Origin of the sequence: Nocardia sp. NPDC049149 (assembly GCF_043197455.1) — a bacterium.
Lineage (GTDB): Bacteria > Actinomycetota > Actinomycetes > Mycobacteriales > Mycobacteriaceae > Nocardia.
Map to the genome: position 1 here is coordinate 1099035 of NZ_JBICTD010000003.1, position 16668 is coordinate 1115702.

15 protein-coding genes and 1 rRNA gene are annotated in these 16668 nt (G+C 65.9%); 5 read left to right on the forward strand and 11 right to left on the reverse strand.

The genetic code is table 11. From position 1 onward, the window contains the following. Positions 1-166 precede the first annotated feature (166 nt). The 3 genes from ACGFNJ_RS15800 to ACGFNJ_RS15810 form a co-directional block, all read right to left on the reverse strand. Positions 167-1015: a tetratricopeptide repeat protein gene (locus ACGFNJ_RS15800; RefSeq protein ID WP_393447868.1), complete on the reverse strand. Its 849-nt coding sequence runs from the start codon at positions 1013-1015 to the stop codon at positions 167-169. A 61-nt stretch (positions 1016-1076) separates the two neighbouring features. After that, positions 1077-1445 carry a DUF3817 domain-containing protein gene (locus ACGFNJ_RS15805; protein ID WP_393447768.1) on the reverse strand — a complete coding sequence of 123 codons (369 nt, stop codon included), beginning with the start codon at positions 1443-1445 and terminating at the stop codon, positions 1077-1079. Between the two features lie 129 nt (positions 1446-1574). Beyond that, the gene (locus ACGFNJ_RS15810; protein ID WP_393447770.1) at positions 1575-2753 is read right to left on the reverse strand and encodes an acetyl-CoA C-acetyltransferase; all 1179 of its coding nucleotides are present in this window, start codon (positions 2751-2753) and stop codon (positions 1575-1577) included. A 106-nt stretch (positions 2754-2859) separates the two neighbouring features. On the opposite strand from ACGFNJ_RS15810, the gene mce reads away from it, so the two are divergent. From mce to ACGFNJ_RS15835, 5 genes are all read left to right on the forward strand, one after another. Next, positions 2860-3321, forward strand: a complete 462-nt coding sequence (gene mce, locus ACGFNJ_RS15815; protein ID WP_393447870.1) for a methylmalonyl-CoA epimerase — start codon at positions 2860-2862, stop codon at positions 3319-3321. Between the two features lie 86 nt (positions 3322-3407). Next, on the forward strand, positions 3408-4409 hold the full coding sequence (locus ACGFNJ_RS15820; protein WP_069163093.1) for a hypothetical protein: 1002 nt from the start codon (positions 3408-3410) through the stop codon (positions 4407-4409). A gap of 188 nt (positions 4410-4597) precedes the next feature. Further along, entirely contained in the window at positions 4598-5404 is an 807-nt protein-coding gene (locus ACGFNJ_RS15825; RefSeq protein WP_393447772.1) for a DUF6585 family protein, read from the forward strand. 172 nt (positions 5405-5576) lie between these two features. After that, a complete protein-coding gene (locus ACGFNJ_RS15830) occupies positions 5577-5900 on the forward strand; it encodes a WXG100 family type VII secretion target (protein WP_393447774.1) in 324 nt (107 codons plus the stop codon). 3 nt (positions 5901-5903) lie between these two features. Beyond that, positions 5904-8957: a hypothetical protein gene (locus ACGFNJ_RS15835; protein WP_393447776.1), complete on the forward strand. Its 3054-nt coding sequence runs from the start codon at positions 5904-5906 to the stop codon at positions 8955-8957. Between the two features lie 294 nt (positions 8958-9251). Here ACGFNJ_RS15835 and ACGFNJ_RS15840 read toward each other — a convergent pair whose 3' ends face one another. The 8 genes from ACGFNJ_RS15840 to rrf all read right to left on the reverse strand — a co-directional run bounded on the left by ACGFNJ_RS15840 (position 9252) and on the right by rrf (position 16496). Further along, positions 9252-9560 carry an ATP/GTP-binding protein gene (locus ACGFNJ_RS15840; RefSeq protein ID WP_393447778.1) on the reverse strand — a complete coding sequence of 103 codons (309 nt, stop codon included), beginning with the start codon at positions 9558-9560 and terminating at the stop codon, positions 9252-9254. Between the two features lie 397 nt (positions 9561-9957). Next, entirely contained in the window at positions 9958-10644 is a 687-nt protein-coding gene (gene nucS / locus ACGFNJ_RS15845) for an endonuclease NucS (protein ID WP_393447780.1), read from the reverse strand. A 61-nt stretch (positions 10645-10705) separates the two neighbouring features. Further along, a complete protein-coding gene (locus ACGFNJ_RS15850) occupies positions 10706-11419 on the reverse strand; it encodes a rhomboid-like protein (protein WP_393447782.1) in 714 nt (237 codons plus the stop codon). Positions 11420-11630: 211 nt separating this feature from the next. Continuing rightward, positions 11631-11828, reverse strand: a complete 198-nt coding sequence (locus tag ACGFNJ_RS15855; protein ID WP_393447784.1) for a rubredoxin — start codon at positions 11826-11828, stop codon at positions 11631-11633. Then, the gene (locus ACGFNJ_RS15860) at positions 11825-12907 is read right to left on the reverse strand and encodes a fatty acid desaturase (protein WP_393447786.1); all 1083 of its coding nucleotides are present in this window, start codon (positions 12905-12907) and stop codon (positions 11825-11827) included. Before ACGFNJ_RS15860 ends, ACGFNJ_RS15855 begins: the two co-directional genes overlap by 4 nt. A gap of 33 nt (positions 12908-12940) precedes the next feature. Then, positions 12941-15205, reverse strand: a complete 2265-nt coding sequence (locus ACGFNJ_RS15865; protein WP_393447788.1) for an MMPL family transporter — start codon at positions 15203-15205, stop codon at positions 12941-12943. Positions 15206-15290: 85 nt separating this feature from the next. Further along, positions 15291-15953, reverse strand: coding sequence for a hypothetical protein (locus tag ACGFNJ_RS15870; RefSeq protein WP_393447790.1), 663 nt, complete (start codon positions 15951-15953; stop codon positions 15291-15293). Between the two features lie 426 nt (positions 15954-16379). Next, a 5S ribosomal RNA gene (gene rrf / locus ACGFNJ_RS15875) occupies positions 16380-16496 on the reverse strand. Between the last annotated feature and the right edge of the window lie 172 nt (positions 16497-16668).

The window sequence follows — 16668 nt, forward strand, 5'->3', positions numbered from 1 at the left end:
CGCACTCTCTCCGTGGATCCGCACTGGTTCTGGGCCTCCGGAACCAGTGCGGATCCACAGAGTAGGTGCGAATCTCAGCCCTCAGCAGCACGAGACCGCCCAATTCAGCAGCAGGCCGTTGGCGTTCGGAAACCTGCGAGGAAGCCCGGTTCGACCGGGCCGTCGGTCAGTAGAGCGCGGCGGCGAGCTTGCGACGGGCCGCGACAACGAACGGCTCGGCCTGGTCGAACAGCTCGAAGAGCTCGAGCAGCCTGGTGCGCACCTTGGTCCGGTCATCGCCCGCAGTGCGCTTGACGGCCCCGATGAGGCGGTCGAACGCGGCCTCCGGCTGCTGGTTCATCATCTCGACGTCGGCGGCGTCCAGCGCGGCGTCCACGTTGGCGGGATCGGCGTCGGCGGTCGCGATCGCGGACTCCGGAATGCCCTGCGCGCGGGCGAGGAACCGCAATTGACGCAGCGCGCCCTTGGCCTCTTCGTTGCCGGGCTCCGCGGCGATGATCGCCTCGTACGCGGCCTCGGCGCCGGCCAGGTCACCCTGCTCCAACGCCGTTTCCGCGGCGACGAAGCGCGGATCCTCCGGCGCCTCCGGTGCGTCTTCGCCGCCGGGCAGCTTGCCTGCCACCGCGTCGATGACCGCGCTCAACCACTGCCGCACCTGCGGTTCGGGCTGGGCGCCCTGGAAGTCGGCGAGCGGCTGACCGCCGGCGACCGCGATGACGGTCGGGATGCCCTGCACGCCGAACGCCTGCGCGATCCGCATGTTGGCCTCGGCCTCGACCGTGGCCAGGTCCCATGCGCCGCCTGCCTCGCCGACCAGCCGCTCCAGCGTCCGGACCAGCTCGACGCTGCCTGGGCTGCGCTGCGAGTACAGCGCGACGATCACCGGCACCTGCACCGAGCGGCGCAGCACCTTCGCCTCGAAGGTGGTCTCGTTGACCGCGTAGTCGCCACCGGTCGCGCCGGCGGCGCCCGCGGGCGGCTGCTTCAGACTGGACAGATCCACCGCACCGGACATGGCGGCGGCAACGGCGGGCGAAGTTCGGCGTGCGGCAGGTCGAGTCACGGTTTCCAGTTTGTCACGACGTAGCAGAGGCTGGGGCTGGGGTGTCAGCAGAATTCGCCGCGCTGAGTTCGGCGAGCTTGCCTGCCCGGACCGCCCAGATCTCGAACAGCAGGGTGAAGAACGGCGGGATGCTCGAGAGCAGCCCGAGCACCGTGGTCTTCGCGTTCCAGCCGAGCTCACGCGCCGCCATGACGGTCGCGATGACGAACAGCACGAAGATGATGCCGTGCGTCATGCCGAACACCTTGACCGGCCACAGCACCGGCTCCGGCAGCCGCTTGAACACCATGCCGATGATCAGGAAAACCCACGAGATCGCCTCGAGCACCGCGATGAAACGGAACCGCTTCGCGGGAGTACTCAGGTCGAATGCATTGCCCATGCGCACCATTGTGCCGGATCCACTACGACGCGTCGTAGTGGGACGGGTCACAGCTCAGCAGGCCCGAAAGACACTCGCGCGCCGCACAACGACGGTGCGGCGCGCGATCATGGTGTCCGACTTGGGAATTTAGACCCGGACAATCAAGGCATCGCCCTGACCGCCGCCACCACAGAGCGCGGCCGCACCGACGCCACCGCCGCGCCGCTTCAGCTCGAACACCAGATGCAGCAGGATGCGGGCGCCGGACATGCCGAGCGGGTGGCCGATCGCGATGGCACCACCGTTGACGTTCACCTTCGCCGGATCGATGCCGAGCTTCCTGGTCGAGGCGACACCGACCGCGGCGAACGCCTCGTTGATCTCCACCAGATCCAGATCGGCGGGCGAAATACCTTCGCGCGCACAGGCCTTCGCGATGGCGTTGGCAGGCTGATCCTGCAGCGTCGAGTCGGGGCCTGCGACGACGCCTGCGGCGCCGATCTCGGCGATCCAGCTCAGGCCGAGCTCTTCGGCCTTCGCCTTGCTCATCACCACGACCGCGGCGGCGCCGTCGGAGATCTGCGAGGCGGTGCCCGCGGTGATCGTGCCGTCCTTGCGGAACGCCGGGCGCAGCTTGGCCAGCGACTCCGCGGTGGTGTCGGCCCTGATGCCCTCGTCGGCAGCGACCAGCAACGGCTCACCCTTGCGCTGCGGCACCGAGACCGGAACCACCTCGTCGTCGAAGATGCCGTTCTTCCACGCCTCGGCCGCGCGCTGATGCGAGGCCGCCGCGAACGCGTCCTGGTCCGCGCGGCTGACCGGTTCGGTGTCGTTGCGCTGTTCAGTCAGCGCGCCCATCGGCTGGTCGGTGAAGATGTCGTGCAGGCCGTCGTAGGCCATGTGGTCGCGCAGCGTGACATCGCCGTACTTGAAGCCCTCGCGGCTCTTCTCGAGCAGATGCGGGGCCTGGCTCATCGACTCCTGGCCGCCGGCCACCACGATCTCGTACTCGCCTGCGCGGATCAGCTGGTCGGCCAACGCAATTGCGTTGATACCGGACAAACACACCTTGTTGACGGTCACCGCGGGCACGTCCATCGGAATGCCCGCAGCGACAGCCGCCTGCCTGGCCGGGATCTGGCCCGCGCCCGCGGTGAGCACCTGGCCCATGATCACGTAGTCGACCTGCTCCGGCGCGACGCCGCCACGCTCCAACGCCGCCTTGATGGCGAAGCCACCCAGATCGGAACCGCTGAAGTCCTTGAGGCCGCCGAGCAGCCGACCGACCGGGGTACGCGCACCGGAGACGATCACGGAATTGGTCACGACGAGCCTCGCTTCTTGTTTCGCAGGATTCCGTACTCCACGGTAACTGCTCACTTCCGGTTGCCGGTACGCAGGTAAGCGCTACGTTCGAGTGGTGAGCAACGATATGGATTCGTCTACTTTCATCCCCGCCGACTACGTCGTCGCGGTCGACCACGTCGGCATCGCGGTGCCCGATCTCGATGTCGCAGTTGCCTGGTATGCCGAGAATTTGGGCATGGTCGAGACCCATCGCGAGGTCAACGAAAGCCAGGGCGTCACAGAGGCGATGCTCTCCCTGCCCGGCGCACCGGATCGGGCGACTGCCCTGCAGTTGCTGGCCCCGCTGAACGCCGAGTCGACCATTGCGAAGTTCATCGATCGCAACGGACCGGGCCTGCAACAACTCGCCTACCGGGTCACCGACCTCGATGCGGTCTGTGCGCACCTGCGCGCACGAGGCTTGCGTTTGCTGTACGAGGTGCCGAGGCCTGGAACAGCGGATTCGCGCATCAATTTCCTGCATCCGAAGGATGCTGGCGGTGTGCTGATCGAGTTGGTCGAGCCGAGCCCGAATGTTACGCACTAGTATCAAGATCGAGCCTGAAAATTTCTGCCTAATCACATTCGCGGTCGAGTCACCATGAGGACTCGGTAGGCTGTAGTTTGTGTGCCATGTCGTCACCTGAGTCCGATCGCAATCGCTTCGTTGCACTGCCCTTCACCGTTGTGCGCAAGGGTTATGCGCAAGACGAGGTACGCAACTACTTCGACCGCTTCGACGCCGAACTAAGGGTCACCGCTACCGACCGGGATGCTGCTGCGGCACAAGCCCGTAACCTCGCGAGCCAGCTCGAGGATGCGCGTGACGAGATCGACGAGCTCCGCAAGGAGGTCGACCGTCTCTCGGTGCCGCCAACGACCGCGGAAGGCATGTCCGACCGCATCTCCCGCATGCTGCGGCTGGCCTCCGACGAGGCCTCCGAGGTCCGTGCCCTGGCACAGGCCGAGGCTGCGGAGATGGTGTCGATCGCGGAGCAGCAGGCCACCGAGATGCGTGGCAAGTACGAGTCGTTGCTGGCCGAAACCAAGGAAAAGCGCGAAGCGCTCGAAATCGAGTTCGAGCAGACACTGGCCAACGCGCGCACCGAGTCCGCCAAGATCATCGAAGCCGCCCAGGCCGAGGCCGACCGCCTCGGTAAGGAAGCCGACGCCAAGCGCAAGGCGACCCAGCAGGACTTCGAGGTCACCATGGCCGAGCGGCGCACCAAGCTCACCCGCGCCATGGAGGAGCTGGAGGCCACCAGCCGCGCCGAGGCCGCACAGCGGATCAAGGACGCGACCGACGAGGCCAACCGCCTCATCACCTCCGCCACCCAGACTTCCGAGCGCAAGATCGCGCACGCGAAGGAACTGGCCGAGGAGATGCGCGTGCTGCGCGGCCGGGTGCTCGCCCAGCTGCTCGGCATCCGTGGCCAGCTCGACTCGGTGCCCGCGATGCTCGCCGCCGTCAACCGGGAAAGCGAACTGCTGGACGGTGTTCCGGATCAGCGCAAGTCGATCGGCGGCAACACCAAGCAGGTCTCCGGCTCCAACCGCAAGGCCATCCCCGAGGTTTCGACCGAGGAGGACGACATTGTCGACGAGGAGCGCGAAAACGCCGATATCAGCAACTGACACGCCGACCTCTACAACTAACGGCGGGCGACGCGGCGACTAACGCAGTACCCCAACCGAATCCACTCTGAAGGCCGCCCCGAACGGGGCGGCCTTCCTGTATTCGCGGGATCGCGCCGCCGGACGAAGCCGTACAGGTTTCGTCAAGGACGATGGTCAGATGTGCTGCGGCCAGGCACGATGACGGCATGCGCGGAATCGCGGCGACCAGGACGTACGGGCCTCGGACCGACGTCGGCCTGGCCGCCGGCGCGGCGGGTCTTGGTGCGCATCGTGCGACATATCTTGCGGCGGAGCCCAGTTCGCGACGGTACCTGATCGAGGCGGTCGGGCTGCTGCTCGCCGGGCTGATGTCGCTGGTCGGCGTGGTGAGCGGAGCGGCGATCCTGACCATCTTCGGGATCACCGGCGTGGTGCTGATCGGTGGTCGCTTGCTCGTCGACGTGCTGTGGCTGGTGTACGTGCGTGAACGCAATCGCGGCAGTCGGCTCGATCTGTACGAGCGCGGGCTGGTTGTCCGTATCGGCGGTGCGGCGCGGGCGGTCCGCTACGACAGCACAACACTGCGCCGAAGCATCGTCGAGCATGCGAACAACCCTGCCCCGAACCAGATTTCGCACTCCTACACCGTGGTCGACACCGTCGGCACACCCGTGGTGCTGCGGCAGGGCATCGAGCACCCGGATCGCTGGGGTCCGGAGATCGACCAGGCGATCAGCGATGCTCAGCTGCCATCGGCGGCCGCCGCGCTCGCGGCAGGCGGGCGGCTCGACTTCGAATACTTCTGGATGACCGAGACGGCGATCGGGGCCGGACAGCGGCAGGCGTTGTGGGCTGATGTCACCGACATCTCGGTGCACAAAGGATGGGTGCGAGTCGACGTGGCCGGACAGCCTCGGCCCTTGGAATCGCTTCCGGTGAGCCTAATTCCGAACTTCACCGTCTTTCTGACACTGGCGCAACGGTTGCGGGCAGCGCACGCCGCAGGGCAGTAGACCGTCAAGAATTCGCCAACGCGCCGCTACCTCGGCGGCGGGTATGTCGGGCACAGACCTGGACTTCACCGAGACCCATTGCCGTGCACCGCATATCAAAGACTCGCAAAATCGGCCGACGACCCCTATCCCGGGCAGGCCCGCCGATGCCATCGTCTGGATGGTTGTGCGCGTGAAGGGATTTGTGGTGAAGGTCGGCGTCACGTCAGGTGAATTGCGTAGTGCGGCAGGAAAGATGGGCAAGCTGCGGGACCAGGTGCACGACATCCTCACTACCCTGGAAACCTCGCTGGCGGCCAGGGGCACCGCATGGGGCGGCGACGGCTACGGCAGCACCTTCGCCGACGGTCCGGAGGGCTACCTCGCCGCACACAAGAATCTGACCGAAGGTCTCGGCAACACGGCGAAAACCCTTGGCTCATACTGCGACGGCCAATACAAGGCCGCGGACTTGCTCGACGGTATGGACCGGCGTTCGGCCGGTTCGTTCCGGTAGCCGGTGTCGATCACCATCCCCAGCGAGCTGGAATGGCTCGGCTGGATCGCAGGCTCGGACTGGCCCGACGGCGACGAAGACACAATGTGGGCTATCGCCGACGACTGGCGCAAGGCCGCAGCCGACATCCGTGACCTGCTCCCAGACCTGGCCGCGGCCCGAAAAGCGACCATCGACTCCTACCCATGGGGCGAAGGGGTCGAGGCCATCACCGAGTCGCTGAACAAACTCGACCACGGCCCGGAATCACTGCGCCAATTGGCCGACGTCCTGGACATGGTCGCGGAATCCGCGAAAGCACTCGCCACCGAAATCCAGTACACCAAGATCCTCGTCATCAGCTCGCTGGCCATGCTGGCCTTCGAAATCATTGCGGCATGGGCCTTCCCACCCACCGCTCCGCTCGTCGAGGCGGCCGCCATAGCCGCGACCCGCCTGGCCGTGCGGCTACTCGGCCAACGCGCCGTCAGCGCGATAGCGCGCTTCGCCGCCAAGACCGGCATCGCCGCAGTAGCGAAATTCACCGCCAAACACGTCGTCATCAGCACCGCCCTCGGCGCGGGCCAAGACCTGGCCATCCAGGCCTATCAAGTCGGCCAAGGTACCCGCGACGGTATCGACTGGAAGCGCGTCGGCACCACCGCGTACACGGCTGCGGCAGCGGGCGCGGTCGGCGGCCCGGCAGGCGGCCTGCTCGGAAAGGCGGCCGCGAAAGTTCCCTTGCGTGGACCTTGGGGTGGCGCGTTCAAGGGCGCAGCGGTCGGCGCCGGTTCAGGCATGGCCGGCGCCGTAGCAGCCTGGGGCGTCGGCCCCTTCGCCAACGGCATGACCTGGACCTGGGACGACCGCGTGCTCACCAGCGGTGCGGCATATGGTGTGTTGGTTGGCGGTAGCAAGGGATTTCGCCACGGCCTCCCCGGGAGGGGTCCTGCCGCAGGCAGGTTCAGCGCCGCACCCCCCACCCATTTCGGCAGCACCCCCGACGGCGCCACACCACCGGTGCGCCCCGCGAGCGCAGGCAACCCCGTATCCGCAACCCACACAGGCGATCCGGCAACCAACGGACCCGAAAGTCGGCCGCAGAACCCCCTTACCGCCAACACCGAGACGCCTGGTCACACCGGATCGAGTGAACCACCGACCGGACCATCGACAACCACCGGACCAGTCGCCCACGGCCCCCAACCGACGAGCCATGGCACCGCAGAACAGCACGGCAAGTCCACGAACCCCGCCGGTGGAGAACTCCACATCCAACCAGCCAACACCAGCACCCCAACACACAATGCCGAACCCACGAACACCGGCCTCGCACACCCGGGCGAACCTACGAACAGCGGTCCCACGCACCCGGGCGAACCCACCAACACCGGTGCCGAGCAACACAACACCCCACCGACCGGCACCGGGGGACAGCACGGCCAAACCACGAACGCGGGCGCGCCGGAACAGAGCGGTCAGTCGACCAATGGGTCAGGCAGCACTGGTGAGCCGAAGGTCGGCGAGGGCCGTGCAGGCACGCCCGATATCGGCACAGCAGGGACGACGCCCACCGGAGGCCATGAATCTGGAATCGTGGCCAGTCCCAAGGAATCTCAGCCCTCGCCCACCGCGATGGGCACCGACGGCACACTCGGTTCGACGCACGAGACGGCAGCCAACCCCAAGCAACCGACGGCTGGCATGAGCGAGGGCACCAACGATGGCGCCCACGAGGAAGGTCACGCCCCACGGGCGGAGACACCGCCGAAGCAGCAATCGCCGACGCGACCAACCGAACCGACTGTGGCAGCCCCGCAGCCCGGCGAGCCTGGCGCAACGAAAGGCATCCAGCCCGAACACCATTCCGGCGCCGGCAACGAAACCGTCAGCACCAACACACCTTCCAGCGATCCCGGCACCAAGGGAAGCGAACCACCGGCCTCCCCCACACCGATCGTCGCACCGACACCGGGCCCGACCACCAGCCACACCTCAGGCGACGGCAGCCTTCCCCGACCTGCGTCAGGCCCGGACGGACGCACCCCCGCACCCGACAACCCGCTCGAACGTCGCACCACGAACACCACCTCGTCGTCCGAGGCGAACCGCCCGCAGCCCACCAAACCTGCCGAGACAACGCCACGGCCACAAAGCCCCGAACCCCGCGCAGGAGCACCCGAGCACGGCCAAAGCACCACCGGCGCCGACCCACGAGTCGAAGCCGGACCCACCAACACCTCCCAGAGCACTACGCCCCGAGCAGAAGTCGCTGAGTCCCGCCCAGCCGAACCGCGCACGGAAGCGCCCGAACAAAATCCGGCCACCGCCGGCACTCCCCCGCGGGTCGAACAAACCCAACAGAGCGCACAGCCACAGGAAGGTACCCCAAACCTCCAGACCGAACGAACCCTCGACGAGATCCCCGACACCACCTCGAAGATCCCGTACACACCAAGGTATTTCAGCGTCCCACCGATCCCCGAGTACAAGATCGCAGCTCCCCCCGACAACTCACTGTGGGAGCCCAAACCCGAACCGCCCAAGCCTGAGCCGCCCAAGCCCGAGCCGCCCGAACCCGAACCATGCCCCGAGCCGCCTGATCCGGATCCCACGCCGGAGCCACCGGACCCCAACCCCACGCCCGAGCCCAAACCGGAACCTCAGCCACAACCTCGACCGGAACCACAACCACAACCAGTACCGCAGCCGCAGCCGCAGCCCGAACCTTGGCCGAGCCCAGAGCCAGAGCCACAGCCCGAACCGGGACCCGAGCCCGAACCTGAGCCGAAGCCCGGCCCCAAACCACCCGAACCCAAACCGGGACCCCAGCCACAGCCGCGGCCGGAACCCCAACCTCAACCACAACCACAACCGCAGCCGGAGCCAGAGCCAGAGCCAGAGCCGGAGCCGGAGCCCGAACCTTGGCCGAGCCCAGAGCCAGAGCCAGAGCCCGAACCGGGACCCGAGCCTGGGCCAGAACCCGAGCCGAAGCCCGAGCGACCCGATTCTGATCCATGCCCCGAACCGGAACCGAAACCCGAACCGGAGCGAAGGCCGCTACCGAACTTTGGCTAGCGGGTCGGCGCAGTCCCCTGCCAGGCTCATGTCCCACTCGACGAGCTACTTCATCGCGAGCGGGACATGGCCGAGTCGACACGCCGTACCTTCCGCTGTCATGTCCCGTTCGGCGAGCCACCAATTGTCGATGGGGACACGGCCGAGAGGTCGAGCCGAAATCTGAACCGTGACTTGGGCCTAGCGCAGGTCGTTGGCCAACGTGATGAAGCATTCGGTAGCTCTGCGACCCAGCGTGCAATTCGCCGGTCGCCGAGCGGTTCGTGACCTGGGGCGAGCCAAGAAATCCGGCAGCTAAGACCAGCGGCGGGTGATGGTGCGGGTTTGGCGGCCGTTCCAGCAGCCGCGGTGCCAGTGTCGGCGGTCTTCTTCGCCGTCGTAGGCGGCCCAGGCGACGATGTGGGCGACGCCGGGCATGATCTCGTGGTCGCAGCCGGGGCAGCGGTAGGTCTTGAGGGCGCGGGCGGCGGGGATGGTGCGGACGATGTAGGTTTCGTCGCTGTGTGGGCCCGGCTCGGTCCGGCCGAAGACGTCACCTAGTGGCGGGACGCCTGGTGCCGAGCGGCCCGCCTGACGATCGGCGCGCGGCTTTCGACGAGGCATACATCCAGCCTAAGGGCTCGCCGACCACGTCACCTCCGCACCCGAACCCGCCCAACTCCCCACCACCGGTCACCCCCGGCGCGCAAGTTCGAATCCACCGGAGCCAAACCCTCGGGCCCTTCCGCGGCCCTTCGGGAATTGGTCGAATGATCACGAGGCAATGGTGGCGGCATCGCCCGAGAAGCCACCTGCACCAGTGCCCCCTCGGCGCGAACCCGGCCGCGATCGCGGGGATCCTCCGGACCGGACCACCGCAGCCAACCTGCCGGAGTGGTCGGCCAGCTGCCCTCGACCCGATCTATCAGCCCTGTGCAACCGCCGCTTGAATCCTGGGTGCGGATCCAACGGAGGTGGCGGATCCCAGGACCAGAGTGCAGATGCGCAAAATCCTGCAGCTCTAGAACAGCCGGAACTCGGTGCTCTCGGTGCCGCGCAAGGCGTCGTAATCGAGGGTGAGGCAGCGGATTCCGCGATCCTCGGCGAGGGTGCGCGCCTGCGGCTTGATCTGCTGGGCAGCAAAGACACCCGCCACCGGGGCCAGCAGCGGGTCACGGTTCAGGAGCTCGAGGTACCGGGTGAGCTGCTCGACACCGTCGATCTCGCCGCGACGTTTGATCTCGACCGCCACGGTGGCGCCGTCCGCGTCGCGGCAGAGCAGATCCACCGGGCCGATCGCGGTCATGTACTCGCGACGGATCAGGGTGTACCCGGCACCGAGGGTCTGCACATGCTCGGCGAGCAGCACCTGAAGATGCGCCTCCACACCGTCTTTCACCAGACCGGGGTCGACGCCGAGCTCATGCGAGGAGTCGTGCTCGATGTCCTCGATGGTGATGCGCAGCTCTTCCCCTGCCTTGTTGGTGACCACCCAATAGGCTTTCGCCCCCTCGGGCACGGTGTCACCGTCGCGCTCTTCCAGCCAGCACGGCGGACTCATCCAGTTGAGCGGCTTATACGAGCCACCATCGGAGTGGACGAGGACCGAGCCGTCGGCTTTGATCAGCAGCAATCGGCGAGCCATCGCAAGGTGGGCGGTAAGTCGCCCGACGTAGTCGACCTGACAGCGAGCAATCACTAGGCGCACCCAAGCACTCTAGTGCTTCCCCACCCCGCAGGCTGCCATCCCCCTGGGTGAACCGGTGTCGTCAGCCGAACAGGACGGCGGCGGCCAGCACCGAGCTGGTGCCGAGCAGCGCCCACTCCACCTTGGTGAACTGCCGGGTGACCGGCTTCTTGGTGCGGATCATGGCGTACCCGACGCCGGATCCGATGCCGAACGCCAGCAGATGCCCGACGTTCGTGAAGGTCTGCCCGATCAGCACTCCACCGATGGCGCCGACGAACCACACGGCGGCCCAACCGATTCGCATCCGCCGCGGCACCACGAAGACCAGCGCCCCGATCAGGGCCATCGCCCCGTAGCTGACGCCGACGTCTTCACTCCAGCGCACGCTCGCAGGCATCCAGTCGAATTCGATGGACACCCACAGCCCGGCCGCGACCAGCAGCGTCGCACCGACGTGGCCTGCGAGAAAAACGCGAACCATCCGCAACGCACCGAACCGCAGTTCGGCCAGCGCGAGCAGACACGCGAGCAGCGGCATGATCAACCACGCGACGCCGACGTCGCCGATCACCAACGCACTCGCCAGCAGCGTGACAACTCGCCCGTTGAGTAGGTTCTGCAGATTGGTGCTTGCGTGCAGCACCACCTTCGTCTGCGCCGAATCGCTCAGTACCGAGAAGATCGAGGTGACCACGACCAGCGCGGTCAGATAGCCGACTGTCGCAGGCACCCGCGGCCGCCACCAGCGAGATCTGACGACCGTCCGGTCGTCGGCTGCCGTTGCGACGGCCATGCACACCTCCGATGTCTTGCGGTACCTCTCCATGATCAAGGTCTCCGCCGCATCTGCACCGGGTATTCCCTGTGAGATTGCTGCGAAACCGATCGCCGCCGAACAAGCCGAACAAGCCCGAGCCAACGCCCTCGGCCGCCGAATGCGGTGCCCTACTCTCCCATACCCCGCTGCACCCGGCAGCCCGAGCTGATCCCGGCGCTGCCGCGAGTCAGTCCTCGTACGAGATGAAGTCCGCTTTCCGCGCGCCGCAGACCGGACATACCCACCCGTCGGGGATATCGGCGAATGCCGTGCCCGGCGCGATGCCGCCGTCCGGATCCCCCTCGGCGGGGTCGTAGATCATCCCGCAGGTCACGCAGATCCACAGGCCAGTGACCGTGCCGGTGGCCACACCGTCCTCGATCACGGCTCGACCGATCCCGAGGCGGCGAGCCCGAACCGATTGGCTCGGCGGAAGGTACCGAAATCATTGAACCGGACACCGTGTTCGCGCAGGATCACCTGGCACTCGGCTCGGATCGCTTCGCGGACATAGAACGGGTCACGGACGAGGAAGTGATGGATGGCATGTGTGCCACCGAAGTTGAAGCACAACGCATGCACCGGCCACAACCATTTGGCAGTCCAGACCTGGGTCTGCTGCAGCACGTTGTGCGCCTCGACGTCTCCGTAGTAGTGCATATTGGAACTCACGAAATGCAGGCAGAAGGTGCGGATCATGTTGGGGGCCAACAAGGTCACCGCAAAAAAGTTCAAAGCCGCATACGCCCCGACGAAAGCGATACTGCCGCCGAAGAACTCGTAGAGATGGACACCGATCGTCAGATACCACAGCCCGTAATGCAGTCCGCTGAGCGGGAAATAGGCGAGCGGGGTGGTCATCGCGAGCCGCCGGGCATCCTCGGGATCGCGAGCCGCCTGCGCCACATACTCATTGACGAGTCGCCGCATCCGGAAGGGCCGTGCAGCGTATCCGAGAATCGAGTCCAACAGACTGAGCAGGCGATGACCACCCCACCGCAGACCGTTGGTGATGCCGCGCTCCTCCAGGTCGGAAGCGGTCCCCGACATCTCGTGATGATGCAGGTGCAGCCGACGTCGCACCCAGGGATTGATGGTGCTTGGTCGAAACAGCCAGACCCCCAACATCATCGTGTTGTGCATCCATTTGTTGCCGCGAAAGTACATCGAATGGATAAGGTCGTGCTCGATCTCGTGCAACAACGACAACCAGAAGCCGGTCGCCAATATTGTTGCCCACCAGGGCAGTACACCGATCCGATAGAGCGCGGCATCACCGAGCACACCCACGATCGAGCCGACGAAGATGGCGAGCCCGATCCCGTTCTGATGGCGGGCCAGCCACGGATGCGTCACCCGCCACCGATCGCCGACCCCGGCAATCTGCTCCCGTATCAACGCGATCCGATCCGCATCATGCTGCGCGAGGTGACGTTCGCCAGGCAAGCGAGTCGCGAGTCGCATGGCTTCTCCTGTACTGGATGGTGGATTCGATGACTACCGCGCCATCGCGGCGGACTGTGCGCTTCGATCGAGCGGGCCAACGACGGGAGGTCCGCCGCTGCCCTTCCCCTGAGATCCAGGCACTGACGGAAACCACCAGTTCCAGCGACCCATGATCTGCATCAACGCGGGCACCAGCACTAACCGAACCACGGTGGCATCGATGATCAGTGCGGCGGCCAGGGTGAATCCGAACTGCCGCAAACCGCTGATGTCCGACACCAGCAAGCTGCCGAAGCCGACGGCGAGAATCACGGCGGCCAGCGAGATCGACCTGCCGGTGTGCTGAAGTCCGGCGACCACCGAACCGCGGTTGTCACGAGTCTTCCGATACTCCTCCTGGATTCGACCAACAAGGAACAGCTCGTAGTCCGTCGACAGCGCGAAGAGAATGACGAACACGACGAGCGGCACCTGCGGCCAGATGACGCCGCGATTCACAAGACCGACGGAACCGTCATCGCCACCTTGAAACAGCAGCACCATAAGCCCGAAAGATGCTCCAGTTGCCAACAGGCTCATCACAATCGCCTTCACCGGCAACACCACGCTGCGAAGCACCACGACGAGCGCGGCGAGCATCAGTATCAGCACGGCGCCAACCACCCACCACAGCTTCGTCGACGTCTCGGCAAGTATGTCGGCAATGAGTGCGCTCGGACCGCCGACCAGCGGGGCACTGCCGCTCGGCGCGGTCGACGGCAGGATCTCGGTGCGGACCCGCCACACCAACCCTTCGACCTCCGGTGTGGTGGGTAGGTGTTTCGGAATGGCGAACACCGCGGTGAGGTCGTCGTCGTTGTCGATTGTGGTGGCAGCGGCCACTTCTGGATCGGCGCGCAGTGCCGCCAACAGCGGACCGGTGTCCGGTTCAGCGGCGCCGGTGGGCCTGGTGAGCAGGATCATCACCGGGCTCGCCAAACCGGGGGCCTCGTGTGCCATGATCTCGATGCCGGTCAGAAAGGGGTGCCCTGCTATCGCACGGCCTTCCGGCTCGAGGCCGAGACGCATGTCCAGCATGGGAACCGCCGCCACCAAAAGACCTGCGGTGACCGCAATCGCATACCACCACGGGTGCCGCATCAGGTGCCGCGCCCAGCGCGCCAGCCAACCGCTCCCTTCGCCCGGATTGCCGACCGGTGGAACTCCTCGCGACATCCCTCGCGGCCGCCATTCGAGCCATCCGGACAGCGACACCAGGATCGCAGGCAACAACGAAAGCGACGCCGCCACTGTCACCAGAGCCACCACAAAGGTTCCGACAGCTGCCTGCGCGAACACATGCCAGCGCACCATGAACAGGCACGAACACGCCAGCAGCAGAATCAGGCCCGAATACACCACCACGCGCCCCGTGGTCGCGGCCGCCGTCCTGATGGCCTGCATCGGGTCCGCGCCCGCCGACAACTCCGCTCTGTAGCGATTCATGACGAACAACGGGTAGTCGATGCCGATCCCTAATCCGATGGCACTGACCCCGATCAACAGCATGCCGTCCACCGAGAAGACTCCGCGCACCACGGCGAACACGCCGAAGGTGGCCACCACCGAAACCCCCGCGATGACGAGAGGCACCATCGCAGCCACCGGCGCCCGCAACCCCACCAGCAGCATTGCTATCGCAGCAGGCACCGCGACCAACTCGATCCGCATGAGATCGGACATCTCGACCTGCTGCATGGCCTGCCCGAATGCCGCCCCGCCAACGAGATACGCCCGCACCGCACCCCCCGACGCAGTCTGCGTGGCCTGGTCGACAGCCGACTGCTGCCTCGGAACCCGGTCTTGCCGTTCTTGATCGGTGCCGGACACGCCCACCAACAGATACGCGGTGTGCTCATCACGAAGTAATGGGCGCAGCGGCTCGGCCGCCTCACCCAGCGCAGACGACGAATCGGGATCACCTGCTTTGGGGAGCACTGCGGCACCGGCGATTCCGTCCAAACGTCCCAGCGCACGAATCGCGGCGTTGATCGCGGCACCGAACACCGGGTCGCTCGCCCGCTGCGCCGGCGCGTGCAACACCGCGATCATCTGGTCGTTCCCCAACGAGGGCAAGCCCGCGCCGAGGACGGCACCGCCACGCTGCGACTCGGAATCCGCGACCTCGATCGGCGGCGACACCACCGCTGCGAGCAGTGGCGGTATTCCGATCAGACCGAGAACGACCGCGATCAGCCATCCGGCAAAGACCCGGCGCCGATGCCACGCCATGAATCCGGCCAGTCGCGCCAATGCATCCCCGCGCCCGATGGGCACAATCCACCCCTGTTTCCTCAGGTGACTTTGCTGTCCACACCGAACGCCGCGCCGACAATTCTCGGCGCGGCGACCGTCTCCCGACCTACTCGCCTCGACCGGTCGAGCTGTTCGAGTCGTTCGACTTCTTCGCAGCCTTGGTCACGGTGATGTCAGTGACCTTGAAAACCGCGGCGGCCTCGAGCTTGCACTCGGTGACCTTGCCACGACCTCCCGGCACCGTCCCGGTGACAATGGCTTCGGCTTCGTTCTCGGACTCTGCGCCCGCTTGTTCGGCCACTGCGTACAGGGTGCCTTTGCCACCGCTCATCGGGAGCACCACCGTGACGTAGCCGGCGCCTGGTTTGATCTTCGCGTCGCCGGAGTCCTTGCCCGAGGCAGGTTTTGCCGTGTAGACACAGGAATTCTCGTCCTTCTTGACGGAGATCTCCTGTGACCGTCCGACCGCGTCGGCGGGGCAGGTGTCGCCCTCTTTGAAATCGGCGCCCTTCTCCAGCGGCGTCGTCTGCTCGGCGTCGCCATAGAAGGCGCCGTCCTCTTCCGAGATCGTGATCGTGCCTTTGCCGCCGGTGCAGACGGTCCTTGCCTCACCGTTGTCGGCTATCGAAACGGGGGCATCGACCATGCCGTAGCCGACGGCAGATACCGCCAGCACACCTGCGGCGAGATAGGAGCAACGCCGCGCTGCCTTCTGGTGTCCACGCAGCGGAGCACCTGACCCGAACTCGATCGATCGATTGATCGCCATCGCAAACCTTCCCGTCGACTATCCGGTCATCCGAACAACACCCCCGCGGGCTGCTACCCGAGATGGAGGTTGTGACGTTCCTGCTGAAAGCCTGGTGAAGAATTGGACTGCGGTGCAGAACCTACCATCCGGAATGGTCACCTGACATTCGACGCCGAAGGGTTTCGGATAGCGGGGATCGCGGAAAAATGTTCGCGCACAAGGGAATCGGACTGTCGGTCGATAGACCATTAGGTGCCAAGGCAGGTGTCCTCCGGGCGTGCCGTATTGGTCGGTTGATCAGTGGGAACTGGTGGCGTGGGTCCCAAGTCGGGCGAAGCCGCCACCAGTTCCCAGTGATCACTTGTCCAGCACACTGATTCGGCGGGATTGGGCTGGAAACGACGAAGACCCCCAGCCATGGGCTGGGGGTCCTCGTGAATGATTGTCCGGCGGTGTCCTACTCTCCCACACCCTGTCGAGTGCAGTACCATCGGCGCAGGTGGCCTTAGCTTCCGGGTTCGGAATGGGACCGGGCGTTTCCCCACCGCTATAGCCGCCGTAACTCTATGAAACTGTCACACAGCAGCGCTGACATCCCCGAGACCGACGAAAACCCTGTGTAGGGGTTTCGTAGACTCTTCGATGTCTGCTGCAGTGTCTGTGTGTTGTTTCAGATACTGCACAGTGGACGCGTAGCTTCTTTGTTGGTAAGTCCTCGGCCGATTAGTACCAG